This window comes from Sphingobium cupriresistens LL01 (assembly GCF_001046645.1).
In the GTDB taxonomy this organism is placed as follows: Bacteria; Pseudomonadota; Alphaproteobacteria; order Sphingomonadales; family Sphingomonadaceae; genus Sphingobium; species Sphingobium cupriresistens.
Genome location: NZ_KQ130434.1, coordinates 526,990 through 549,277, shown reverse-complemented (window position 1 = coordinate 549,277; position 22,288 = coordinate 526,990). Strand labels below are relative to the sequence as shown.

Here is a 22,288-nt window from a genome sequence, read left to right as displayed (position 1 = left end):
GGCGCGGATCAGGGTCGGACGAGACGCGCCGCCGACCCGATCGGCAGCAGCACCAGAGCGCTGCCGCGCGCCGACATGCCGCCCGCTATGCCCCGCGCCCGCGCGCCTGCGCCCCAGAAACTGTCGAATCGGTTGGCGCCCTTGATCGCGCCGCCGGTATCCTGCGCGATCCACACGCCAGCCGGTTCGGCCCGGTCGAGCGAGAGCAGCACCGGCGCGCCCAGCGGGATGAATTTGGGATCGGCCGCCACCGTGGCTTCCGCCGTCACCGGCACGCCGAGCGCGCCGATCGGCCCCGCCCCGGTCAGTTCGCGGAAGAAGACGAAGCTCTTATTCTCGTTCATGATAGCCGCGCCTTCGGCCGGATGGGCGCGCAAATATTGCATGATGTCCTGCATCGACCCGGCCTGGATCAGGCCGCGATCCTTCATCAGCTTGCCGATGCCCGTATAGTCGCGGCCGTTCTGCCCGTCATAGCCGATGCGCATGACGCCGCCGTCGGGCAGGTTCAGTCGGCCGCTGCCCTGCACCTGGAGGAAAAAGAATTCCACCGGATCGGCGGCATAGGCCAGTTCCAACCCGCGCCCGGCAAGCACGCCGGATACGATCTGGCTACGATCGTCATAGGGGACGAATTTCGTGCCGTTCACCTTGCCCCGGATCGTGCGCCCTTTCAGACTGTCGCTGAACTGGCCGAGATCGACGTCGATCAGGTCGGTCGGGCGACGATAGATCGGCACCTCATAGCCAGGCTGGCGGGTGCGCGATCCGGCGATTTCGGGTTCATAATAGCCGGTGACGAAGGCCGCGCCGTCGCCGACCTGCACCGCTTCGAAATAGCGGGAGAAAAATTCGCTGGCCGAGGCTTCGGGCCAACTGGATGCGGCCGCGCAGGCATTGTTCCAGTCGGACCCCTTGGTCAGGCCGCTGGCGTCGGTGCGCTTCATCAGCGTCGGACAGGAAATGCGGAACGCCTGAAGCGCGAGACGGGCGCGTTCGCCCGACGGTATCAGGCTGGCGATGTCGGGACCGCGAGTGACGCCCAGCCCTGCTGCCGTTCCCTTGTCCAGCGCAGGGTCAGCCGGCAGTTCAACCGGCAGCGTCGGACGCGGCGTGGCGGGAACGGGACGGGTCGCGGCTTCGCCCGACGGGATCGGGCGCACAGGTGCGGGACCATCGGCGGAGGGCGGAATCATACCGCCCGCGCAGGCGGACAGCATCAGCGCCGCAAGCAGCGCCCCCCCCGAATGGCGCGCGATCATGCGACGTCGTCGGTTTCGCTGAGCTTCCAATTGGGGTCCGCGCTACGAATATCGCGGGTGAAGGTCCACACATCCTTGGTGCCGACCGCGTCGGTCATCGACCCAGCGACGACATGGCCGTCCTTGTCACGGGTGACGGCGGCGATGTCGCCCTCGAACCGCAGCGCGACTTCGGCGATGCGGCCGTTGAGCGACGCTTCGACGATCTGCGCCTTTTCGATGCGGACCAGACGGTTGTCGAGGACATGGCCGTCAGCCTCGCGCGCGGCGATCGCTTCCTCGAAAGAGGCGCGGACGTCATCGTCGCACAGCCAGGCCAGTTCATCGCGGTCACCGCGCCAAAACGCTTCCAGCACCATCCTGTAGGCGCTCTTGGCGCCATCCACGAACTGGGGAACATCGAAGCTGCGGTCGGCGGCGATCAGGGCGCGAACGCCATTTTCCGCGCCAGGGGCGATCAGACCTTCGGCCAGGCGGATTGAGTCGCCGCTATTCTGCGCGACCGGACCGGGTTGCAGCACAGTCACCTTGGCGCGTTCATCGGCAGGACGCAGCGCGGGCTCCTGTTCGTGGCCCGTACGCTTGCCGAGCACCGAATATAGCCGCAGCGCCAGAAAACCGGCGATCATGGCGAGGATGACGATCACATACACGGAAGGCTATACCCTTTTGCGTGGGACAATGTTCCAGCCAACATAGGCATGTTTGCACCCAACTTCAAATGGCGCATCGCACGGCGTTTCGCCAGGGTGCGCCATTGCCCTGATCCCAAGCCCCTGCTAAGCGCGCGGGTCATCATTGTCCGGGGGCCTGGCGCCGCCGCCAACAGCGAAAGTCTAGGGAAGAGCATGGCCGACGAAACGGATCACATCACCACAAATCTGGGCAATGGCGCCGACACCGCGCCGCAGATTGCGCTGATCAGCCAATATGTGAAGGATCTGTCGTTCGAAAATCCGAACGCGCCTGCGGTCTATCAGTGGCAGGACCAGCCGCAGATCGACGTCCAGTTCAACATCGGCGCCGAAAAGGTCGGCGATGAAGTGCTCGAAATCGCGCTGAAAATCGAAGTGAAGGCGGTCGCGCCGCAGGGCACCGCCTTTGCCGTCGAACTGCTCTACGCCGCCATTTTCGGAATGCGCAACGTGCCCGAAGACCAGATTCAGCCCTTCATGCTGGCCGAAGCGCCGCGCCTGATCTTCCCCTTCGCCCGGCGCGTGCTGGCCGACGCTATCCGCGACGGCGGTTTCCCGCCGCTGCTGCTCGACCCGATCGATTTCGGCGCGCTGTACCTGCAACAGGCGCAGCAGATGGAAGTGACGAGCGGCGAACCGGCCGGTCACGCCTGATTCATTTAGACAACCGTTCGTGCTGAGTAGGGACTGAGCTTGTCGAAGGCCCGTATCGAAGCATCCGCGCAACCATCCTTCGATATGCCACTTCGACTTCGCTCAGTGGCTACTCAGGACGAACGGCTTTTGCTCGTTGGAGGGATTGGACCATGAAGCTGGTCAAAGCCCTTGGCTCGGTGGGCGGGCTTACGCTGGTCAGCCGGGTGCTGGCGCTGGTGCGCGATTCGCTCGCCGCGCGTTATGTCGGCGCGGGTTTCGCGTCGGACGCGTTCAACGGCGTCGCCTTCCGCCTGCCCAACATGTTTCGCGCGCTGTTTGCCGAGGGCGCCTTTTCCGCAGCCTTCATTCCGCTGTTCAATAAAAAGGCGGCGGGCGAGGGCGGATTACCGGCCGGTTATGATTTTGCCGAGCGCGCGCTGGCGGTGCTGCTCCCGGTCCTCATTCTCTTCACACTCATCCTGATCGCCGCCGCCTGGCCCGTCACCTGGGCGCTGTCGGGCGGCTTTGCCCGGCAGAATCCGAGCGCGGAGCAATTCGCCTTCGCCGTCACGCTCTCGCGCATCACCATTCCCTATCTGGCGCTGATCAGCCTTGCCTCGCTGCTGGGCGGCATCCTCAATTCGCTCGACAGATTCTGGGTCAACGCGGCCGCGCCGATCCTGCTGAACGTCGCGATGATCGCGGGCCTGTGGTTCTTCCATGGCGCCGACGAATATCAGACGGCGCGGGTGCAGGCCATGTCGGTCACGATCGGCGGCGCGCTGCAACTGCTCTGGCTGATCTGGGCGTGCAAGCGCGCCGGCGTGTCGATGACGCTGAAACGCCCCCGCCTCGACAAGGATGTGCGCGAACTGCTGCGCCTGATCGTTCCGGCAGCGGCGGGCGCGGGCGCGTCGCAGATCAACCTGCTGATCTCCACCGCTTTGTCAGGCTGGCTGCTCGCGTCCGGCTCCATCACCTATATCTATTATGCCGACCGGCTGAACCAGTTGCCGCTGGGCCTGATCGGCATTGGCCTGGGCACTATCCTGCTGCCCACCATTTCGCGGATGCTGTCCAAGGGCGAGGACGCCGCGGCGATGGAGACGCAGAATCGGGGCATAGAGCTTGCCCTGTTCCTGACCCTGCCCGCCACCGTAGCCTTCCTGATCGTGGCGGAACCGATCGTGCGCGGGCTGTTCCAATATGGCCGCTTCACCGCGGACGATGCGATGCGGTGCGGCTGGGCGTTGTCGGCCTTCTCGATCGGCCTGCCCTCCTATGTTCTCGTGAAGGTGCTGACGCCGGGCTATTATGCGCGCGGCGACACGAAGACGCCGGTGCGCTATGCGATGCTGTCGATCCTGATCAACATCATCGGCAATCTGGCGATGATCCCGACCTTGGGCCATATCGGGCCGCCGCTGGCGACTGCCCTGTCCTCCACCGTCAATGTCGCGATGCTCTATCGGACATTGGTCAGGCGCGGCCATTTCGCCGCCGATGCGGGGCTGCGCCGTCGCCTGCCCCGCCTGGCGCTCGCCGCGCTCATCATGGGCGTCGCGCTCTGGGCGGGCGAGGATCTGCTCGATCCCTGGCTGACTGGCGCGATGGTGCAGCGCTATGTCGCGCTGGCCCTGCTTGTGGGCGCGGGCGTGGCGCTGTACGGGCTGGCTTCCTTCGTCACGGGGGCCTATCGGCTCTCCGACATCAAGGCGCTGATGCGCCGCAAAAGTGCAACCTAAGTAAGAACGGATTCAGACATGCGCGTCCTTTCCGGCATCCAGCCGACCGGCAATCTGCACCTTGGCAATTACCTTGGCGCGATCCGCAACTGGGTGCGGATGCAGGATGAGATGGACAGCCAGAGTCAGTGTTTCTTCTTCCTGGCCGATATGCATTCGATCACCGTGCATGAAGGGCGCGAGCAGCGTATCCGCAACGTGCGCGACATGGCGGCCGCACTGGTCGCCGCCGGGATCGACCCGGACCGCAGCGTGTTGTTCAATCAGGCGCGGGTGCCCGCCCATGCCGAACTCGCCTGGTTGCTGAACGGCACCGCGCGCATCGGCTGGCTCAACCGCATGACCCAGTTCAAGGACAAGGTCGGCAAGGACCGAGAGGGCGCATCAATCGGCCTTTTCGTCTATCCGGTGCTCCAGGCCGCCGACATATTGCTCTACAACGCCACCCATGTGCCGGTGGGCGAGGACCAGAAACAGCATCTGGAACTGGCGCGCGACATTGCGGCGAAATTCAACAGCGATTTCGGCCTGGAGCTATTCACTCTGCCCGATCCGATCATCCCCAAGGAATCGGCGCGGATCATGTCTCTGCGCGATGGCAGTGCGAAAATGTCCAAGTCCGATCCTTCGGACATGAGCCGCATCAACCTGACCGACAATGACGACGCCATCATGAACAAAGTGAAGAAGGCCAAAACCGATCCCGAACCGCTGCCCGAAACGGCCGCCGGGCTGGTGGGACGCCCCGAAGCCAACAATCTGATCGGCATCTACGCCACCCTGTCGGGCACGACGACCGATGCGGTCTGCGCGGACTTTGCCGGCAAGGGATTCGGCGCGTTCAAACCGGCGCTGGGCGAGGTGCTGGTCGAGGCGCTGCGCCCGATTCGCGAGCGCTTCCTGCAATTGCGCACCGACGACGACGCGCTCGACGCGATCCTCGACAAGGGCGCGGCGAAGGCGGCGGCGGCGGCGGAGCCGACGTTGCGCGCTGCCTATGACGCGATGGGATTGATGCGCTGACGCGCTGGGGGTTTAATGCGCTGATGCGATAATGTCACAGGGTCGGCTTAAATGGCCTGCCGCTGGGCATAGCTGTTACGGGACGTCGGGGCGGGCGTCGTCCCTGCTTTGACAGGGACATGGTTTGCGCCCGTTCGGTCGGTTCGCGCGTTCAAACGATGTTCAGTTGCGTTTTGCTAGAGCAACGCGCAATGATGCTCAAAGGCTCACGCCTGATACAGGACGCAGAAAAATGACCCGTTTCAAGAAGTTCGGCCTGATTGCGGCGCCCGCTCTGGCGCTGGTGGCGCTGTCGGGCTGCACCACTGGCTTCAAGGCCGATGTCGCGCGTTTCCAGCAGCTCCCCGCCCCCGCCGGGCAAAGCTATGTCGTCGTCGCCGACAATCCTCAGCTCGCCGGCGGACTGGAATTCGCCCATTATGCCGACATGGTCGGGCAGCGGCTGGCGCAGACCGGCTATGTCCAAGCCAACGACCCCGCCCGCGCCGACCTGATCGTGCGCGTCGCCTATGATGTCGACAATGGCCGCGAAAAGGTGCGCTCGACCGGCTTTGGCGGCGGCTATGGCGGCTTTGGCCCCTGGGGCGGTGGTTTCGGTGGCCGCTGGGGTCGCCCATGGGGCTATGGCTTCTATGATCCGTGGCTGTTTGGCGGCGGCGGTTTCAACGACGTGTCGAGCTATACCGTCTACACCAGCGACCTGAGCATGAAGATTGACCGCGCGGCCGACAATCGCCGCCTGTTCGAAGGCAAGGCGAGCGCCCAGTCGCTGTCGAACAAGCTGACCTATCTGGTGCCCAACCTGATCGACGCGATGTTCACCAACTTCCCCGGTCAGAATGGGGAAGATGTGAAGATCACCCTGCCGCCCGAAAAGAAGGGCTGACATCAGGCATAACGGTTTTGAAAAGCCCGGCGCTTTCGACGAAGCGCCGGGCTTTTCGCGTTGATCCACCCCTGACCACGCGCACAAACCCGCGTTGCGCCATTTTCCGCTGTCCCCTGCCCCGGCATAGCGGATAGCGTGCCCCGTTCCGTTGCCATCGGCATCGCCTCCGGGGAAACCACGCCTATGTCCTTGACCGTCCGCATCCTGATCGCGCTCGTGCTGGGCCTGGGCAGCGGCATTGCGCTGGCCGAATGGGGTGGCGGCGTGGCGGGCGGCTGGGCTGGTGACATCGTCGCGGTGGCGCAGCCGATCGGGAAGGCGTGGCTGGGCGGGTTGCAGATGCCGCTGATCCCCCTGATCTTCGCTCTGCTGGTGACGGGTATCGCGCAGGCGGCGACCAGCGCGCGGACCAACTTCATGGCGGGTCGCGCGATCGCGCTGTTCGCGATCCTGCTGACGGTGGCGGCCGCGGTCGCCGCGCTGATCGGGCCGCTGATGCTGCATCTGTGGCCGGTGCCGCCTGGTGCGGTCGGGGCGCTGGCGGGCGCGGACGGCCTATCGGAGGTGCCGGACGTGCGCCCGTCGGCCGAATGGCTGCTGGGCTTCATCCCGATCAATCCGATCAAGTCCGCGAGCGAAGGACAGGTCGTGGCCGTGGTGCTGTTCGCGCTTATCTTCGGGTTCGCCGTCGCGCGCATCGCACCGGATCGGCGTGCGCAACTGACCGGCTTCTTCCAGGCGCTGGCAGACGCGCTGCTGATCGTGGTCGGCTGGGTGCTGTGGCTGGCGCCGATCGGCGTGTTCGCGCTGGCGCTGGTCGCGGGCGCGCGGTCGGGGCTGGCGACGGCGGGCGCGCTGCTCCATTATATTGGCTTCATCGTGCTGATCTGCGTCGCGGTGACGCTGCTCGTCTATCCAATGGTGGTGGTCGCCGGGCGAATCGGGCTGGGCCGCTTCGCGCGCGCCGTCCTGCCCGCCCAGGCCATCGCCTTTTCGACGCAAAGCTCGATCGCCTCCCTGCCCGCGATGATCCAGGCGAGCGACGGGCCGCTGGAGGTGCTCGAAACCACGCGCAGCATCGTCCTGCCGCTTGCCATATCGCTGTTCCGCATCACCAGCCCGCCCGCCAATCTGGGCGTCGCCCTCTATGTGGCGGCGATGAATGGCGTGCCGCTCGGCTCGGCGCAACTCGTGATGGGCGTGCTGGTGGCCGCGATCGTCAGCCTGGCAGCGGTCGGCCTGCCCAGCCAGATCACCTTTTTCACCACCACCGGGCCCATTTGCCTGGCCATGGGCGTGCCGGTGGAGGCGTTGCCGCTGCTGCTGGCGGTGGAAACGGTGCCGGATATTTTCCGCACGGTGGGCAATGTCACCGCGGATATGGCGGCGGCGCGGATGTTGGATCGGCGGGAAACGCTCGCAGCCTAAATCCCGTGCGCCCTGAGCCTGTCGAAGGGCGCGCGCAACGCCCTTCGACAGGCTCAGGGCGCACGGAGGACAAGGCCGTTCCCAGCCTTACGGCGCCCGCCGCGCCGTAAGGATTTTCACCGGTGCGGCTAGCATCTGGCCCTTCATCACGCCCTCCCCGGCCGTGGCGGATTTGGGCGCGACCAGGATCGCCTTCACCACCTCCATCCCCTCGACCACATGGGCGAAGACGGCGAAGCCCTGATTGTCGCCTGGTGCATCGGGATGGGCGTCCATGGCGGGCATCTTGCCCAGCACGATGAAGAAGTCCCCGGTCGCGCTGCCCGGCGCATAGCGCGCCATCGACAGCGCGCCATCGTCATGGGTGAGGCCGGTCTGGGTCGTGGGTTCATGCTTGATCGGCGGCAATATCCGCTTTGGATCATTTTGCGCCCCACCCTGGACGAAGCCATAGTCGGCCGCGCCCACGCCGCGATAGAAAAACGCGCCGTCGAACCGCTGCTGGTCGACATATTTCAGGAAATTGGCGGCTGTGACCGGCGCCTTGTCGGGATGGACGGCGACGACGATCCGCCCGGCATCGGTGTCGAGCGCGACGCGAATGTCGGCCGATGCAGGTGGCGGAGTCTGCGCCATCGCAGGCGAGAAGCCCAACAGGGCGGCGAGGAGAAGCAGAAGCGTGCGAATCATGCGCCCACCCTAGCTCCTCCGCTGCTGGACGCCAGAGGGCTGCGTCAGCCCTCCAGCAGGCGCTGGAGCGCGCGGACGTCGGCGTCCATATCCGGGTTGCTTTCGCGCAGCGCCTCGATCGTGCGCACGGCGTGGATCACCGTGCTGTGATCGCGCCCGCCGAAGATGCGGCCAATTTCGGGCAGCGAGCGCGGCGTCATCTTCTTGGCCAGATACATCGCCACCTGGCGCGGCCGGGCGACGGCGCGAGCGCGGCGCTTGGATCGCATTTCCGACGGATCGATTTTGAAATGGGCGGCACATGCCTTCTGGATTTCGTCCACCGTGATCCGCCGGGCATTGGCGCGCACCGCGTCGGCCAACATGCCCTGCGCGAAATCGAGGTCGATCGAGCGGCCGGTCAGTTGGCCATAAGCGACCAGCTTGTTGAACGCCCCCTCCAGTTCGCGCACGTTCGACCGGATCGCGCGGGCGAGGAAATCGATCACCGCGTCGGGGACCGGCGGATCGCCCGCCACCGCACGCTTCGATTCGAGGATGGCGAGGCGCAGGTCGAGCCCGGCCGGCTGGATGTCGGCGACCAGACCACCGGCGAGGCGCGACAGGATGCGCGGATCGATCGATTCGAGCATCTGCGGCGGCCGGTCGGCGGTCACGACGATGCGCGCGCCGCTGTCGATCAGGTCGTTGATCGTGTGGAGAAACTCTTCCTGCGTCGATCCTTTGCCCGCGATGAACTGGATATCGTCGATCAGCAGCAGCCGGGCGGCGCGCAGCCGGCCCTTGAACGCCATCGTCTCATTGGCGCGCATCGCGTTCACAAATTCCATCATGAAGCGTTCGGCCGACATGTAGAGCACGGGGGCCGCGGGCGAATGGGCGGAAAAGGCGCGGGCGATGGCGTGCAGCAGGTGGGTCTTGCCTTGGCCGGTGCCGCCATGGATGAACAGCGGACTGAAACGCGGCGTGGCTTCGCCGGCCATCGCCTGGGCGGCCGAACTGGCCAGACGATTGGTGTCGCCGACGATGAAATCGGCGAAGCCGTGGCGCGGCAGGAAGTTGGAGGCGATGGCGACGGGCGCGGCATCTTCGGCCGGGGTCGCCGGTTCGGCATGCACGATTTCCAACAGGCGCGGGCCGGTGGCGTCGGGCGCCCGACGCAACCGCACCTCGCGCACGCCGGCCCCCGCGCTGCGCCAGGCCATGCGCAGCCGGTCGCCAAACTGGCCGGACACGAAATTGGCGCTAAAGTCGCTGGCGACCAGCAGGTCGAGCGTCTGCGATTCGGCGCAATAGTCGCCAAGACGGACGGGTTTCAGCCACTGGTCGAACATCCGTGCGCCGACATCGCGGCGCATACCGGCGCGGATGCTGGTCCAGGCGGATTCCAGGCCCGCATCGGCCTGGCTAATCTGTCCGTCCTGCCAACCAACCACGCCCACAACATCCTTCATAGACTTCAACGACCCCACCAACTGTGCCCCCTGGTTCGGGCAGGAAAAAAGACGCAAGGATTCTCGATCGGAAAAGCCCCCGCCATCCCGAGTTCCTTACGACATGCAATCTCACATGACGGCCGCATCAAGGTGATTCGACAGCGGCCGGATTTCAAAAATAGACAGGGGCGCACCGCCGGATCAAGGGCGGCATGGTTCAAAAAAGTGAAATAAAGCCGTTGACTTGGCAAAGTCCCGGAAATCGCGCAGCAAAGAAATTATCGTTTAATTTTAGTGAGTTAAGTAGATCGCCTTATGCTGCATCGCGTCGAATCGCGGGAAATTGGCCAATCGTCAAAAATGACTCATATATGAATGAACGACGAAAGGCCCGCCCCATCGCTGGGGCGGGCCTTATAATCCATCGAAAACCCGAAGGGGTTTAGGCGAGCGCGCTGACCGCCTTGGTCAGACGGCCGAACTTGCGCGCGGCGGTGTTCTTGTGCAGCACGCCGCGAGCGACGCCACGGGCCAGCTCAGGCTGGACGGCCTGCAGGGCGGTCGCAGCAACATCCTTGTCACCAGTGGCGAGGGCGGCTTCCACCTTCTTCACCAGGGTGCGGATCCGGCTGATGCGGGCGCCATTGATTGCGGCGCGACGCTCGTTGCGACGGATGCGCTTCTTGGCTTGCGGCGTATTGGCCATTCTATTCCTCGGTTCTCATCAAATCTCGGGAAGAGGCCCGCCGAATGTCCGACATGCCTCGTGAAGGAGCGCCCCTTACAGAATATCGGGGTAGGCGTCAATGGATTCGGCCATGCTATTTCTGACATTTGGGGCAGAAGAAGGTCGATCGGCCGCCATCCACCCGGCGCTGTACCGTGCCGCCGCACAGGCAGGATTCGCCTTCCCGCCCATAGACGCGCCATTGTTTGGAGAAATAGCCCAATTCCCCGTCGGGCCGCGCATAATCGCGCAGGGTCGAGCCGCCCGCGACGATAGCGGCGGACAGCACGTCGCGAATCGCCTCCACCAGCAGGCCGAGGCGCACGCGCCCGATCTTGCCCGCCGCGCGAGTCGGGGCGATGCCCGCCATGTTCAGCGCTTCGCACACATAGATATTGCCCAGCCCGGCGACGATTCGTTGGTCGAGCAAGGCCGCCTTGATCGAGGTCGCCTTGCCCTTGAGCGCGGCGGCCAGGCGGGTGGTGTCGAAGTCCGGTCCCAGCGGTTCCGGCCCCATGCGGGTGAAGGGCGTGTAGGCCTGCCATGCGTCCGATCGCACTAGGTCCAGCGAACCGAATCGCCGCGGGTCGTTGAGCGACAGCACATGGCCATGCCCTGTCTCAATCAGCAGATGGTCGTGCGCGCCGATCTCCGCCGGGTCGATTCGCCAGCGACCCGACATGCCGAGATGGAAAATCATCATGTCGCCGCGATCGGTTTCGATCAGGCCATATTTGGCGCGGCGTGACAGCCCCGTCACTGTCGCCCCGGTCATCCGCTGACGCAGGTCGACCGGGATCGGCCAGCGCAGGTCGGCGCGACGTGCCTCCACCCGCGTCAGCACCGCCCCCTGAAGGACGGCGCGCAGGCCAGCGACGGTTGTTTCGACTTCGGGAAGCTCAGGCATGGCGATGCATGTAGGCGTTAGCGGGCTGCGGCGACAGGGGTATCGGGGTCGAGATCAGGCCAGCGTTCGATCAGCGCGCTCGTGACGCCGTTGGTCCAGCCGAACCCGTCCTGCAATGCATATTCCCCGCCGCCGCCGGGCTTGCGCGTCTCGACATCATATTTTTCCAGCATCTTGCCGGTTTCGCGCCAGGCCGCATCGACCGTGCCGATCCAGCGACGGGCGATATCCCTCGCCAACGCTTCATGACCCGTGCGAGCCAGTCCTTCCACTGCCACCCATTGGAGCGGCGCCCAGCCATTGGGGCTGTCCCATTGCTGGCCGCTGGCGATGCGGGTTGTGCGCAGCCCGCCCTGCCCCAGCAACTGGTCGCGCGTCAGGCGAGCGAGGGCGTCCGCCTGACGCCGATCGGCCAGGCCCACGAAGAGCGGGAAGAGCGTTGCGGCGGAGACGACGGCGGTCGGCTTGCGGCTCAGCATGTCCCAGTCGGCATAACGCCCATCACGCGCCTGCCATAGCCAGCGGTTGATCGCCTTTCCGCGCGCGGTGGCCAGCGATTCAAACTGCCGGGCGCAGGCGGCGTCCCCCGCCGCGGCGCAGCGGCGAGCGATGGCCCGCTCCAGCGACCAGAGCAGGCTGTTAAGGTCCACCGGCACGATGTCGGTCGTGCGGATCGTGGACAGCCGCCTGGGGTCGTCCAGCCAGCGCGAGGAAAAGTCCCAGCCGCTTTCCGCCCCCGCGCGCAGGTGGCGATAGATGGCGGCGGCCGGGCGGTTGCTTTGCCCGGCGGTGGCGACATCTTCCGCCCAGCTCTCGTCGCGCGGTCCCGGTCTGTCGTCCCAATAGCGGTTGAGCAGCGCGCCATCGGGCATCCGCACGACGCGCCGGTGGGTCGCGCCCGTCGCCAGCCCCTCCGCGCCGCGCATCCAGAAATCATGCTCGGCGCGGAGGGCTTTGAGGTGCCGGGGATCGTCGGGATTGCTCGCCAGATCCACCATCAGCGCCAGGAAGGGCGGCTGCGACCGGCCCAGATAATAGGTCCGCGTGCCATTGGGGATGAAGCCGTAGCGGTCGATCAGACTTTCGAAATCGACCAGCATCGAATCGATCAAAGGCTGTTGCCCGTCGGCCTTGAGTCCCAGCATCGTGAAATAGCTGTCCCAATAATAAATCTCGCGAAAGCGCCCGCCCGGCACAACATAGGGCGCGGGCAGGGCCAGTGCGGAGGAGCCGACCGGCGGGCTGAGCGCCGGGCGCGTCAATTGCGGCCAGAGCGCCTTGATATGGCCGCGCAGGCTCTGCGCCGCCATCGCCGCCGGTTCGCCCGGCATATCGAAATATTGAAGCACGAAGCTGCGAAGCGCCGGGCCTTGCGGCTTCTCCTGCGAATAGCGGTCGAGGATTGTAGCGGGATCGCCCCTGGGCACCGCATCCACGAAGGTCTTGCCGTCGGGGAAAACCTTCTCGCGCTGCACCGCTTCGAACAACGGGCCATAAATTTGCTGCGGGCTGGGCGGCGGGGGCGGCGACGCGACCCCCTGGGCGCTGCACGACAGCGCGGCGAAGGCGCAAAATACGGAACGGCGCGCGGTCATCACTCCCCCCTTTCAACAGGCGATCATGCAACGGAATGGATGATTGCCGCGAAGCGTTCCAAAGGACATGCCTTGGCGCTGGAATGACGGCGCAAGAATGTCTAGAGCGAGGCCCATGAACGACACAGCATCCTTCGGTTATCGCGACGTCGATGCCGCTGACAAACAGGGCATGGTCCGCGACGTCTTTTCCAACGTCGCGGCGAAATATGACCTGATGAACGACGCCATGTCGGGCGGCGCGCATCGGCTGTGGAAGGACCAGTTCGTGCGCCGGGTCAAGCCGCGGCCCGGCGAGCAGATACTCGACATGGCGGGCGGCACCGGCGACATCGCGTTTCGGATGCACAAGCGTGGCGCGCAGGTCACGGTATCCGACATCAATCCTGAAATGCTGGCCGTGGGCGTCGAGCGGGCGCAGAAAAAGGGCTATGAAGGCCTCATTTGGTCCGAACAAAATGCCGAAGAGTTGACATTCGACGACCGGTCGTTCGACGCCTATACGATCGCCTTCGGCATCCGCAACGTCACCCATATCGACCGGGCGCTGGCCGAGACGCACCGTGTTCTCAAGTTCGGCGGACGCTTCTTCTGCCTGGAATTTTCGACCACTACCTGGCCGGGCTTTTCGGACGTTTATGACGTCTATTCGCACAAGTTGGTGCCGCACCTCGGCAAGCTGTTCGCCAACGACGCCGACAGCTATCGCTACCTGATCGAATCGATCCGCCGTTTCCCGCCCATGCCCCAGTTCGAAGGGATGATCCGCGAGGCCGGTTTCGTGAACACCAAGGTCGAGCCGATATTGGGCGGGCTGGTCGCGATCCATTCGGGCTGGAAGATTTGAAGCCCGCATGACGTCCCACATCACCCACATCTGGCGCCTCCTGAAATGGGGCCGCACCCTGGCGCGGCATGGCGCGCTGACCGGCATCGAGCGCGATCCGCTGACCCCCGGCCCCGTCCGGCGGCTGGTCCGCATCGCCCGGCTCGGCGCGCGCGTGCCCAGGCAGCCGCGCTATGCCGACGCCTTCCAGTCGATCGGCCCGGCCGCGATCAAGCTGGGCCAGACGCTCGCCACTCGGCCCGATCTGGTCGGCGATCATGCGGCGAACGATCTTCTGCGCTTGCAGGACGCCCTGCCCCCCGTGCCGTTCGCCACGATCCGGGCACAGATCGAGCAGAGTTTCGGCCGTCCGCTGGACGCCGTCTACAAGAGCTTCGATGAGGTGCCGGTCGGTGCCGCGTCGATCGCGCAGGTGCATCGCGCGGTCACGACCGACGGCCGCGACGTCGCGGTCAAGGTGATCCGCCCCGGCGTGATCGACAAGTTCAATCGCGACATCGCGACCTATGAATGGGCCGCCGCCCATGTCGAGATGCTGGGCGGCGAGATCGCGCGCCTGCGCCCGCGTCTGGTCATCGCGAACTTCAAGCGCTGGACCGTGCGCGAACTGGATCTGCGCCGCGAAGCCGCCTCCGCCTCCGAACTCAGCGAAGCCATGGAGGCGATGCCCGGTTATCGCATTCCCGTCATCGACTGGGACCGCACGACCGGCAAGGTCATGACGATGGAGTGGATCGACGGCATCAAGATTTCCGACCGCGATGCGCTGATCGCGGCGGGGCATAACGTCAAGGATTTGGCCGCGCGGCTGGTCAACGCCTTCCTGCGGCAGGCGATTTCCGAAGGTTTCTTCCACGCCGACATGCATCAGGGAAACCTGTTCGTCCGGGCCAATGGCGACATCGTCGCGATCGATTTCGGCATCATGGGCCGGATCGACCGACGCGCGCGCATGTGGCTGGCGGAGATTCTCTACGGCCTGATCACCGGCAATTATAAGCGCGTCGCGGAAATCCATTTCGAGGCGCAATATGTGCCCGGCCATCATAATGTCGACGAATTCGCCACCGCCCTGCGCGCCGTGGGCGAACCGATGCGCGGCAAGGCGGCCAGCGAATTGTCGGTCGGCGGGATGCTCGACGGCCTGTTCGCCATCACCCGCGATTTCGACATGCAAACCCAGCCGCATCTGCTGCTGCTGCAAAAGACGATGGTGATGGTGGAGGGCGTGGCGCACAGCCTCGACCCCGACATCAACATGTGGGAAACCAGCGGCCCCTTCGTGAAGGGCTGGCTGCGCGACGAACTGGGGCCGGAGGCGAAGGCCGCCGACACGCTGATCGAAAATTGGCGCACGCTGCAACGGCTGCCGGGGCTGGTGAAGCGGATCGAGGACGCCTTCCCCGAAAAGGGCGGCGCCCCGCCCCCGCCCCCCTTGAGCGAGATCAAGCTGATCCGCGTGGGCGGCGGCTGGCGCTATGCGCTGGTGGCGACGATCGCGGCGGCGGCTGGCGTGCTGGGCTCCGCCCTCCTACATCTGCATCTATGACGCAGCGTGTCCTCCTCATCATCTCGGGCGGTATCGCCGCCTATAAGGCGCTCGAACTGGTCCGCCTGCTGCGCAAGCGCGGGATCGCGGTGCGGGCGGTATTGACGCAGAGCGCGCAGCAATTCGTGACCCCGCTGTCCTTGGGCGTGCTGACCGAGGATCATGTGTTTACGCAATTGTTCGACCTGAAGGACGAGCAGGAGATCGGCCATATCCAGTTGAGCCGCCAGGCCGACCTGGTCGTAGTGGCGCCCGCGACCGCCAATATCCTGGCCAAGATGGCGAATGGCATCGCGGACGACCTCGCCACCACGCTGCTGCTCGCGACTGACAAGCCGGTGCTGGCGGTGCCTGCGATGAACGTGCGGATGTGGCATCACAAGGCGACCCAGCGCAATCTGGAGCGCCTCCATGCCGACGGCGTCCACATCATGACGCCGGACGATGGCGCGATGGCGTGCGGCGAATTTGGCAAGGGACGACTGCCCGAACCGGAGGCGATCGCGGCGGAGATCGAACGGCTGCTGGCCTTGCCCAAGGCCCCCGATCCGCTGGCGGACCAGCCCGATTTCGCGCGTGAGGCGCGGCTTTTTTCGACTTCGCTCGAAACGGACGGCGCGTTGGTGGGCAAGCATATCCTCATCACCGCCGGCCCCACGCATGAGCCGATCGATCCGGTGCGCTACATCGCCAACCGATCGTCGGGTAAGCAGGGCTTCGCCATCGCCGCCGCCGCGGCGCAGGCGGGTGCGCGGGTGACGCTGGTGGCAGGGCCGGTGCACCTGCCTACGCCGCCTGGCGTGGCCCGTGTCGATGTCGAAACCGCGCGGCAGATGCTCGCCGCCGTCGAGGCCGCTTTGCCCGCCGACGCCGCGATCATGGTCGCGGCCGTCGCCGACTGGCGCACCGCCGACGCGCCCGACCAGAAGATCAAGAAGGACGGAACGGGCCAGCCCGCCCCGCTCGCTTTGGTCGAAAATCCCGACATTCTCGCAACGCTGGGCCGCCACGCCAACCGCCCCACGCTGCTGGTCGGCTTCGCGGCCGAAACGCAGCATATCGCCGACCATGCCCAGGCCAAGCTGGCGAAGAAGGGCGCGGACTGGATCGTCGCCAACGACGTATCGGGCGACGTGATGGGCGGCGACGCCAACGCCGTGCAGATCGTCACCGCCGCCGGCATCGAATCCTGGTCGACCCTGCCCAAAAGCACGGTCGCCGACAAACTCATCGAAAAGGTCGCCCATGCCCTCGCCGCTCTCGCCGATTGACATACAGCTCAAACGCCTGCCCCATGGGGCGGGACTGCCCGTCCCCGCCTATGCCACCGCCCACGCCGCCGGCATGGACGTGGTGTCCGCCGAAGACCTCATACTCGCGCCCGGCGGCCGCCATGCGGTGGCGACCGGTTTCGCCATGGCGATTCCTGAAGGTTATGAAATGCAGGTCCGCCCCCGATCCGGCCTGGCGCTGAAACATGGCATCAGCCTGCCCAACACGCCCGGCACGATCGACGCTGATTATCGCGGCGAATTGAAGGTGATCCTCATCAATCTGGGCGACGCCCCCTTCCCCATCGCGCGTGGCGACCGGATCGCACAGTTGGTCGCGGCGCCGGTGCAGCTTGCCAGCTTTACAGAAGTCGATAATCTGGACGATACCGTTCGGGGACAGGGCGGGTTCGGTTCGACAGGAGTGTGACGCGATGACGATGCTGCTTTCGCTGATGCTGGCGGCCATCCCGATGCCGGGCGACGCCCCGCCGATGCCGCAGGATCTGGCCGCCGTGCCGGTCATCGACGGCTGGCTGGGGCGCAAGATATCGCCGCGCTGGTCGGAAACGGTCGCGAAACTCTATCGCCACGGCGACTGCAGCGGCGCGGTCAATCATGAAGGGTCGCGGTTGCTGGAGATCGACATGCTGTTCCTGTTGTCAGGCGACGGCAAGCCGATGAAGATCGCCCCGGTCAATGCGCGCTGCCCGGACGTGGAGACGTTCGTCAGCAAGCGTATCCTGGGCACACTCAGCGGCTCCTTCCCCAAAAGCGGCGCAGCGCAGCCCGTCTGGATGCGCTCGCAGGTCCGCTTCCTCTGGTCCGACGCGCCATGACCCTGACCGACGCGCAGCTGGACCGCTACGCCCGGCATATCGTGCTGAAGGAAATTGGCGGCGCGGGGCAGGCCCGGCTGCTATCGGCGGACGTGGCGGTGATCGGCGCGGGCGGCATCGGCAGCCCCGCGATCCTTTACCTTGCCGCCGCCGGAGTCGGCACGATCCGGGTAATCGACGATGACGCGGTCGCCCTGTCCAACCTGCAGCGGCAGATTTTGTTCGGCGCCGCCGATATCGGCGCGCCCAAGGCGGAGGCCGCGATGGCGGCCGTCGCGCGGCTCAACCCCGATGTGAAGCTGATCCCTATCAACGCCCGGATCGATGCGGACAATGCCGCGATCATGCTGCGCGACGCCGACGTAATTCTGGACGGCTGCGACAATTTCGACACCCGGCTGGCGGTGGCGGACAGCGCGCAGCGCCTGCGCATCCCGCTGGTATCCGCGGCGGTCGGCCCGTTCGAGGGGCAGATCGCCACCTATCGCGGCTGGGAAGCGGACAAGCCCTGCTATCGCTGCCTGGTCGGCGCGCCGCAAGATGCGCCGGAACGCAATTGCGCCGAAACCGGCGTCATCGGCGCGCTGACCGGCGCGATGGGCAGCCTGGCCGCGCTGGAAGTCATTCGCGCGCTGGTGCCGTTCGGCACGGACATGGCCGGGCGATTGCTGATCGCCGATCTGCTCTCCATGCGTTTCCGCACGCTGGATGTGCCGAAAGACTCCGCCTGCCCGGCCTGCGCGGTGGCGCTATGCGCGCCCTGAACATCCTGGTCGCGACGGCCGATGCGGAGCGGCTGCGCGGCGCGCTGATGCTCGCGGCGGCGCAGGCCGCCTTGGGCGGCGCGGCGACCCTCTTCCTGCAAACGGATGCGGTAGCGCTTCTACGCGCGCCGATCGTCGCGCCCCGCGATGCGGTCCATCGCCTCGCCGGCCTGCCCGACCTTGCCCTATTGCTCGACGACGCACGAGCGCTGGGCGTGACGCTGATCGCCTGCCAGAGCGGCCTTGCCCTGTACGGCATGACGGCGACGGACCTTCCCGAAGGGGTCGAAACGGGCGGACCGGTCGGCTTCCTGCAAACGACCGACGATCAGGCCCGGCTGCTCTTCGCCTGATGCTATCGCAGGATCGGCAGGTAGCGCCATCGCTCCTGCGACCGGTCATGCGCTGCGGGAACGATCGACAGGCCCGGCGTCGCCAGCGCATCCGCGTTCGGCAAGGTGGCGAGATGGGCAACGCCCCAGGCCGCTCCGAGACAGAAGCAGGCGATCAGACCATAGCGAACCGTCTTCATGCGCCCTGCCCTCCTTTCCGCCCGCCGATGCTATCGGCGATGCAGGCCGGGGGCAAGGCGCAGGCCGTTTTTCAGAAATCCCGATAGCGTTCGTTGCCGACGAAGCCGAGCTTGGTCACGCCCGACCGGCGGATGTCGGCCAGCACTTCATCCACCGTGACGTAGCGCGCCGCGGCATCCGGTTGGAATTGCAGTTCCGGCTCCACCGGCAACGCCAGCGACCGCGCCAGATAGCGGCGCAGCGTCAGCCGATCGATCGCCGCCCCGTTCCAGCGGATCACGCCGGCGGCGTCGATCGTCACCTTGTTCTTGACCGGGTCGGGCGTGAACTGGGCCGGCTGAACCGGCGCCTGCGGCAGGTCGATGCCCACGCTGTGGGTCTGCATCGGAATGGTGATGATGAACATGATGAGCAGGACCAGCATGACGTCGATCAGCGGCGTCGTGTTCATCTCGCCCATCGGTGCGTCTGCGCACTCCGGGCGTGCAAGGTGCAAGGCCATAAACCCTCCTGTTGAAATATGTTATAACAATACATGAGACATGCGCTTTGCGACGGGCGTTGGCAAGAGCGCTTTCGCGATGCCGCGTTCCGCGAGCCGCCGGCGGCGCCAGTCCGCCTCCGAACCCTTCTATTGACAGTGCGGGCCGCCCATTTAAGGGGAAGGCGCGGCAATTGGGGCCGCGCAACCCGCCCATTTCACAGAAAGCCATGTCCGTGTCCGCCATGCTCAAGATTACCCTGCCCGATGGTTCCGTGCGTGACGTCGCGCCCGGCACTACCCCGGCGGACATTGCAGCGGCGATTGGGCCGGGGCTGGCCAAGGCCGCCATCGCCGCCCGCGTGGATGGCGAGTTGCGCGATATCACGCGCCCGCTGGAGCAGGACGCCCACCTTGCACTGGTGACGGCGAAGGACGAGTCCGATGCGCTGGAACTGGCGCGGCACGACTTCGCCCATGTGCTGGCCGAAGCGGTGCAGGCGCTGTTCCCCGGCACGCAGATCACCTTCGGCCCGTCGACCGACGATGGTTTTTATTATGACTTCGCGCCCAAGGACCGCCCCTTTACCGAGGAAGACCTGCCGGCGATCGAAGCGGAGATGCGCAAAATCATCGCCGCCAACAAGCCGCTGGTGCGTGAGGTTGTCGCCCGCGACACACTGATCGCCCAGTGGGAAGCCGCCGGCGAGACGTTCAAGGCGCAATGGGCCGCCGAATTGCCCGAAGACGAGGAACTGACCGTCTATCGCTCAGGCGACTGGTACGACATGTGCCGCGGCCCGCATCTGGCTTCCACCGGGCGTCTGGACCCCGCCGCGTTCAAGCTGACGCGCGTGTCTGGCGCCTATTGGCGCGGCGACCAGAAGAATGCGATGCTGTCCCGCATCTACGGCACCGGCTGGCTCAACAAGAAGCAGTTGGCCGAGCACCTCACGCGCCTCGAAGAAGCGGGCAAGCGCGACCACCGCAAGCTGGGCGCGGAGATGGACCTGTTCCATCTGCAACAGGAAGCGCATGGCAGCGTCTTCTGGCACCCCAAGGGTTATCTGATCTGGCGTCAACTGGAAGCCTATATGCGCCGCGCGATCGATGAAACCGGATATCGCGAGGTGAAGACGCCCCAGGTGATGGACGCGCGCCAGTGGGAACAGTCGGGCCATTGGGGCAAATATCGCGAGAATATGTTCGTCATCCCCGACGAAGTGCCCAATGTCGAGGACGAAGGCCCGCTGGTGTCGGACGACGCCAACTGGATGGCGCTCAAGCCGATGAACTGCCCGGCGCACATCCTGATCTTCAAGCAGGGGATCAAAAGCTATCGCGACCTGCCGCTGCGTTTCTACGAAAATGGCTGCTGCCACCGCAACGAGCCGCATGGCGCGCTGCACGGCCTGATGCGCGTGCGCCAGTTCACGCAGGACGACGCGCATATCTTCTGCCGCGAGGACCAGATCGTGGAGGAGGTCCGCGCCTTTTGCGCGCTGGCCGACCGCATCTACAAGGATTTCGGTTTCACCTACTCGATCAAGCTGGCGCTGCGCCCCGAAAAGCGCTTCGGCAGCGAGGAGATGTGGGACAAGGCGGAAGAGGAACTGCGCAACGCGGTCGCCGCCGCTGGCCTGAACACGCCGGAGTTCGGCTGGGAGGAATTACCCGGCGAAGGGGCCTTCTACGCACCCAAGCTGGAATGGCATCTGACCGACGCGATCGGCCGCACCTGGCAGGTCGGCACGATCCAGTCGGACCGCGTGCTGCCCGACCGACTCGACGCCAGTTATGTCGGCGAGGATGGCGAGCGGCACCGCCCGGTCATGCTCCATCGCGCCATTTTCGGCAGCTATGAACGCTTCATCGGCATCCTGATCGAACATTATGCGGGCCGCTTCCCGCTCTGGCTGGCCCCGGTGCAGGCCGTGGTCGCGACCATCGTGTCGGACGCGGACGATTATGCGAAGGCGGCAGTCGAGAAGCTGCGCGCGGCGGGAATCCGGGCAGAAATCGATGTCCGTAACGAGAAGATCAACTACAAGGTGCGCGAACATAGCCTCGCCAAAGTGCCCAATTTGCTGGTCGTCGGACGGCGCGAAGCGGATGAAGGTACCGTCGCGCTGCGCGAACTGGGCAAGGAAGGACAAAGCGTCCTGTCGCTGGACGATGTCATTTCGCGTCTTGCAATCGAGGCCCGCGCACCCGATATGCAGTGAGGCGGCAATGCCACAAGGGTTCGTGATTCCGTTACGGCGGGGACACGGACCCCTTTCGGCTTTGCCAAAAAGCCGCTAAGAGCCACTCGTTTTTGAAACGACCATAGGAGATACTGCTATACGTCCCCCGATGATGCGCCGCCCGCTGGCGCCGCCGCCGAAGTCCGGCCCCCGGTATAACGAGTTCATCACCGTGCCCAAGGTGCGCGTGATCGACGACGAAGGCGAAAATCTGGGCGTGATGTTTACGCAGGAAGCCATCGAGCAGGCCGCCGATGTCGGCCTCGACCTGGTCGAAGTATCCCCCAATGCCGACCCGCCGGTCTGCAAATTTCTGGACATCGGCAAGTTCAAGTACGAAGCCCAGAAAAAGGCGAATATCGCCCGCAAGACCCAGAAGACGCAGGAACTCAAAGAGATCAAGATGCGTCCCAACATCGACGATCATGACTATGATACGAAGATGAAGAAGGTCCATGATTTCATCGGCGACGGCGACAAGGTGAAGATCACCCTGCGCTTCCGCGGCCGCGAACTCAGCCACCAGCAGCTCGGCATGGCCCTGCTCCAGCGCGTGGCCGAAAATGTGCAGGAAGTCGCGAAGGTCGAAGCCTATCCGCGCATGGAAGGCCGCCAGATGCTGATGGTTCTTTCGCCTAAATAAGCGCTATGGATCGCGGGGCAGTGTGGAACCGACCGCCTGCCCCGCTGCCCGTTTCACAGAGTTTTAAGCAGGTCGGGTTAGG

General features: G+C 65.3%; 23 protein-coding genes. 14 read left to right on the top strand and 9 right to left on the bottom strand.

Annotated features, from left to right (window positions below; translation table 11 throughout):
* Positions 1–8: 8 nt before the first annotated feature.
* Positions 9–1,262, bottom strand: coding sequence for a murein transglycosylase A (locus tag V473_RS02705; RefSeq protein ID WP_066600260.1), 1,254 nt, complete (start codon positions 1,260–1,262; stop codon positions 9–11).
* Positions 1,259–1,915 (bottom strand): Tim44/TimA family putative adaptor protein, encoded by a 657-nt coding sequence (locus tag V473_RS02700; protein ID WP_066600258.1) that lies wholly within the window; start codon positions 1,913–1,915, stop codon positions 1,259–1,261. The genes V473_RS02705 and V473_RS02700 overlap by 4 nt, the downstream gene beginning before the upstream one ends.
* A gap of 195 nt (positions 1,916–2,110) precedes the next feature.
* Between V473_RS02700 and secB the strand changes: the two genes are divergently transcribed.
* The 5 genes from secB (at position 2,111) to V473_RS02675 (ending at position 7,678) form a co-directional block, all read left to right on the top strand.
* A complete protein-coding gene (gene secB, locus V473_RS02695; RefSeq protein ID WP_066604907.1) occupies positions 2,111–2,611 on the top strand; it encodes a protein-export chaperone SecB in 501 nt (166 codons plus the stop codon).
* A gap of 152 nt (positions 2,612–2,763) precedes the next feature.
* The gene (gene murJ, locus V473_RS02690) at positions 2,764–4,338 is read left to right on the top strand and encodes a murein biosynthesis integral membrane protein MurJ (RefSeq protein WP_066600255.1); all 1,575 of its coding nucleotides are present in this window, start codon (positions 2,764–2,766) and stop codon (positions 4,336–4,338) included.
* A gap of 18 nt (positions 4,339–4,356) precedes the next feature.
* Positions 4,357–5,361, top strand: a complete 1,005-nt coding sequence (gene trpS / locus V473_RS02685; RefSeq protein WP_066600253.1) for a tryptophan--tRNA ligase — start codon at positions 4,357–4,359, stop codon at positions 5,359–5,361.
* Between the two features lie 232 nt (positions 5,362–5,593).
* Positions 5,594–6,247 carry a DUF4136 domain-containing protein gene (locus V473_RS02680; RefSeq protein ID WP_066600251.1) on the top strand — a complete coding sequence of 218 codons (654 nt, stop codon included), beginning with the start codon at positions 5,594–5,596 and terminating at the stop codon, positions 6,245–6,247.
* A gap of 186 nt (positions 6,248–6,433) precedes the next feature.
* Positions 6,434–7,678, top strand: a complete 1,245-nt coding sequence (locus V473_RS02675) for a dicarboxylate/amino acid:cation symporter (protein WP_066600248.1) — start codon at positions 6,434–6,436, stop codon at positions 7,676–7,678.
* A gap of 87 nt (positions 7,679–7,765) precedes the next feature.
* On the opposite strand, the gene V473_RS02670 is transcribed toward V473_RS02675, so the two are convergent.
* The 5 genes from V473_RS02670 to treA form a co-directional block, all read right to left on the bottom strand.
* Positions 7,766–8,368, bottom strand: coding sequence for a peptidylprolyl isomerase (locus tag V473_RS02670; RefSeq protein ID WP_066600246.1), 603 nt, complete (start codon positions 8,366–8,368; stop codon positions 7,766–7,768).
* A 44-nt stretch (positions 8,369–8,412) separates the two neighbouring features.
* Positions 8,413–9,822 carry a chromosomal replication initiator protein DnaA gene (gene dnaA, locus V473_RS02665; protein ID WP_066600241.1) on the bottom strand — a complete coding sequence of 470 codons (1,410 nt, stop codon included), beginning with the start codon at positions 9,820–9,822 and terminating at the stop codon, positions 8,413–8,415.
* A gap of 424 nt (positions 9,823–10,246) precedes the next feature.
* Positions 10,247–10,510, bottom strand: coding sequence for a 30S ribosomal protein S20 (gene rpsT / locus V473_RS02660; RefSeq protein ID WP_066600238.1), 264 nt, complete (start codon positions 10,508–10,510; stop codon positions 10,247–10,249).
* Positions 10,511–10,625: 115 nt separating this feature from the next.
* Entirely contained in the window at positions 10,626–11,438 is an 813-nt protein-coding gene (gene mutM / locus V473_RS02655) for a bifunctional DNA-formamidopyrimidine glycosylase/DNA-(apurinic or apyrimidinic site) lyase (protein WP_066600237.1), read from the bottom strand.
* 17 nt (positions 11,439–11,455) lie between these two features.
* Positions 11,456–13,033 (bottom strand): alpha,alpha-trehalase TreA, encoded by a 1,578-nt coding sequence (gene treA, locus V473_RS02650; RefSeq protein WP_066600236.1) that lies wholly within the window; start codon positions 13,031–13,033, stop codon positions 11,456–11,458.
* A gap of 115 nt (positions 13,034–13,148) precedes the next feature.
* Here treA and V473_RS02645 point away from each other — a divergent pair, with 115 nt between their 5' ends.
* The 7 genes from V473_RS02645 to V473_RS02615 are packed head-to-tail and all read left to right on the top strand — an operon-like array spanning position 13,149 to position 18,656.
* Positions 13,149–13,880, top strand: coding sequence for a class I SAM-dependent methyltransferase (locus tag V473_RS02645; protein ID WP_066600232.1), 732 nt, complete (start codon positions 13,149–13,151; stop codon positions 13,878–13,880).
* Positions 13,881–13,887: 7 nt separating this feature from the next.
* Complete coding sequence (gene ubiB, locus V473_RS02640) at positions 13,888–15,429, top strand: 2-polyprenylphenol 6-hydroxylase (RefSeq protein WP_066600230.1); 1,542 nt, start codon at positions 13,888–13,890, stop codon at positions 15,427–15,429.
* Entirely contained in the window at positions 15,426–16,700 is a 1,275-nt protein-coding gene (locus V473_RS02635) for a bifunctional phosphopantothenoylcysteine decarboxylase/phosphopantothenate synthase (RefSeq protein WP_066600228.1), read from the top strand. The genes ubiB and V473_RS02635 overlap by 4 nt, the downstream gene beginning before the upstream one ends.
* Positions 16,675–17,130, top strand: a complete 456-nt coding sequence (gene dut, locus V473_RS02630; protein ID WP_066600224.1) for a dUTP diphosphatase — start codon at positions 16,675–16,677, stop codon at positions 17,128–17,130. Before V473_RS02635 ends, dut begins: the two co-directional genes overlap by 26 nt.
* Before the next feature lie 4 nt (positions 17,131–17,134).
* The gene (locus tag V473_RS02625) at positions 17,135–17,539 is read left to right on the top strand and encodes a hypothetical protein (RefSeq protein WP_066600220.1); all 405 of its coding nucleotides are present in this window, start codon (positions 17,135–17,137) and stop codon (positions 17,537–17,539) included.
* Positions 17,536–18,303: a HesA/MoeB/ThiF family protein gene (locus V473_RS02620; protein ID WP_066600217.1), complete on the top strand. Its 768-nt coding sequence runs from the start codon at positions 17,536–17,538 to the stop codon at positions 18,301–18,303. Before V473_RS02625 ends, V473_RS02620 begins: the two co-directional genes overlap by 4 nt.
* Positions 18,291–18,656: a DsrE family protein gene (locus V473_RS02615; protein WP_066600214.1), complete on the top strand. Its 366-nt coding sequence runs from the start codon at positions 18,291–18,293 to the stop codon at positions 18,654–18,656. The genes V473_RS02620 and V473_RS02615 overlap by 13 nt, the downstream gene beginning before the upstream one ends.
* A 2-nt stretch (positions 18,657–18,658) precedes the next feature.
* Here the strand turns inward: V473_RS02615 and V473_RS23970 are convergent, their stop codons facing one another.
* Both V473_RS23970 and V473_RS02610 read right to left on the bottom strand, forming a co-directional pair.
* Positions 18,659–18,835 carry a hypothetical protein gene (locus tag V473_RS23970; RefSeq protein ID WP_165363629.1) on the bottom strand — a complete coding sequence of 59 codons (177 nt, stop codon included), beginning with the start codon at positions 18,833–18,835 and terminating at the stop codon, positions 18,659–18,661.
* A 71-nt stretch (positions 18,836–18,906) separates the two neighbouring features.
* Positions 18,907–19,338 carry an ExbD/TolR family protein gene (locus V473_RS02610; RefSeq protein ID WP_066600211.1) on the bottom strand — a complete coding sequence of 144 codons (432 nt, stop codon included), beginning with the start codon at positions 19,336–19,338 and terminating at the stop codon, positions 18,907–18,909.
* A 224-nt stretch (positions 19,339–19,562) separates the two neighbouring features.
* Between V473_RS02610 and thrS the strand changes: the two genes are divergently transcribed.
* Positions 19,563–21,542: a threonine--tRNA ligase gene (gene thrS, locus V473_RS02605; protein WP_066604905.1), complete on the top strand. Its 1,980-nt coding sequence runs from the start codon at positions 19,563–19,565 to the stop codon at positions 21,540–21,542.
* Between the two features lie 130 nt (positions 21,543–21,672).
* Positions 21,673–22,206 carry a translation initiation factor IF-3 gene (infC, locus tag V473_RS02600; protein WP_066600201.1) on the top strand — a complete coding sequence of 178 codons (534 nt, stop codon included), beginning with the start codon at positions 21,673–21,675 and terminating at the stop codon, positions 22,204–22,206.
* The last annotated feature ends 82 nt before the right edge of the window (positions 22,207–22,288 follow it).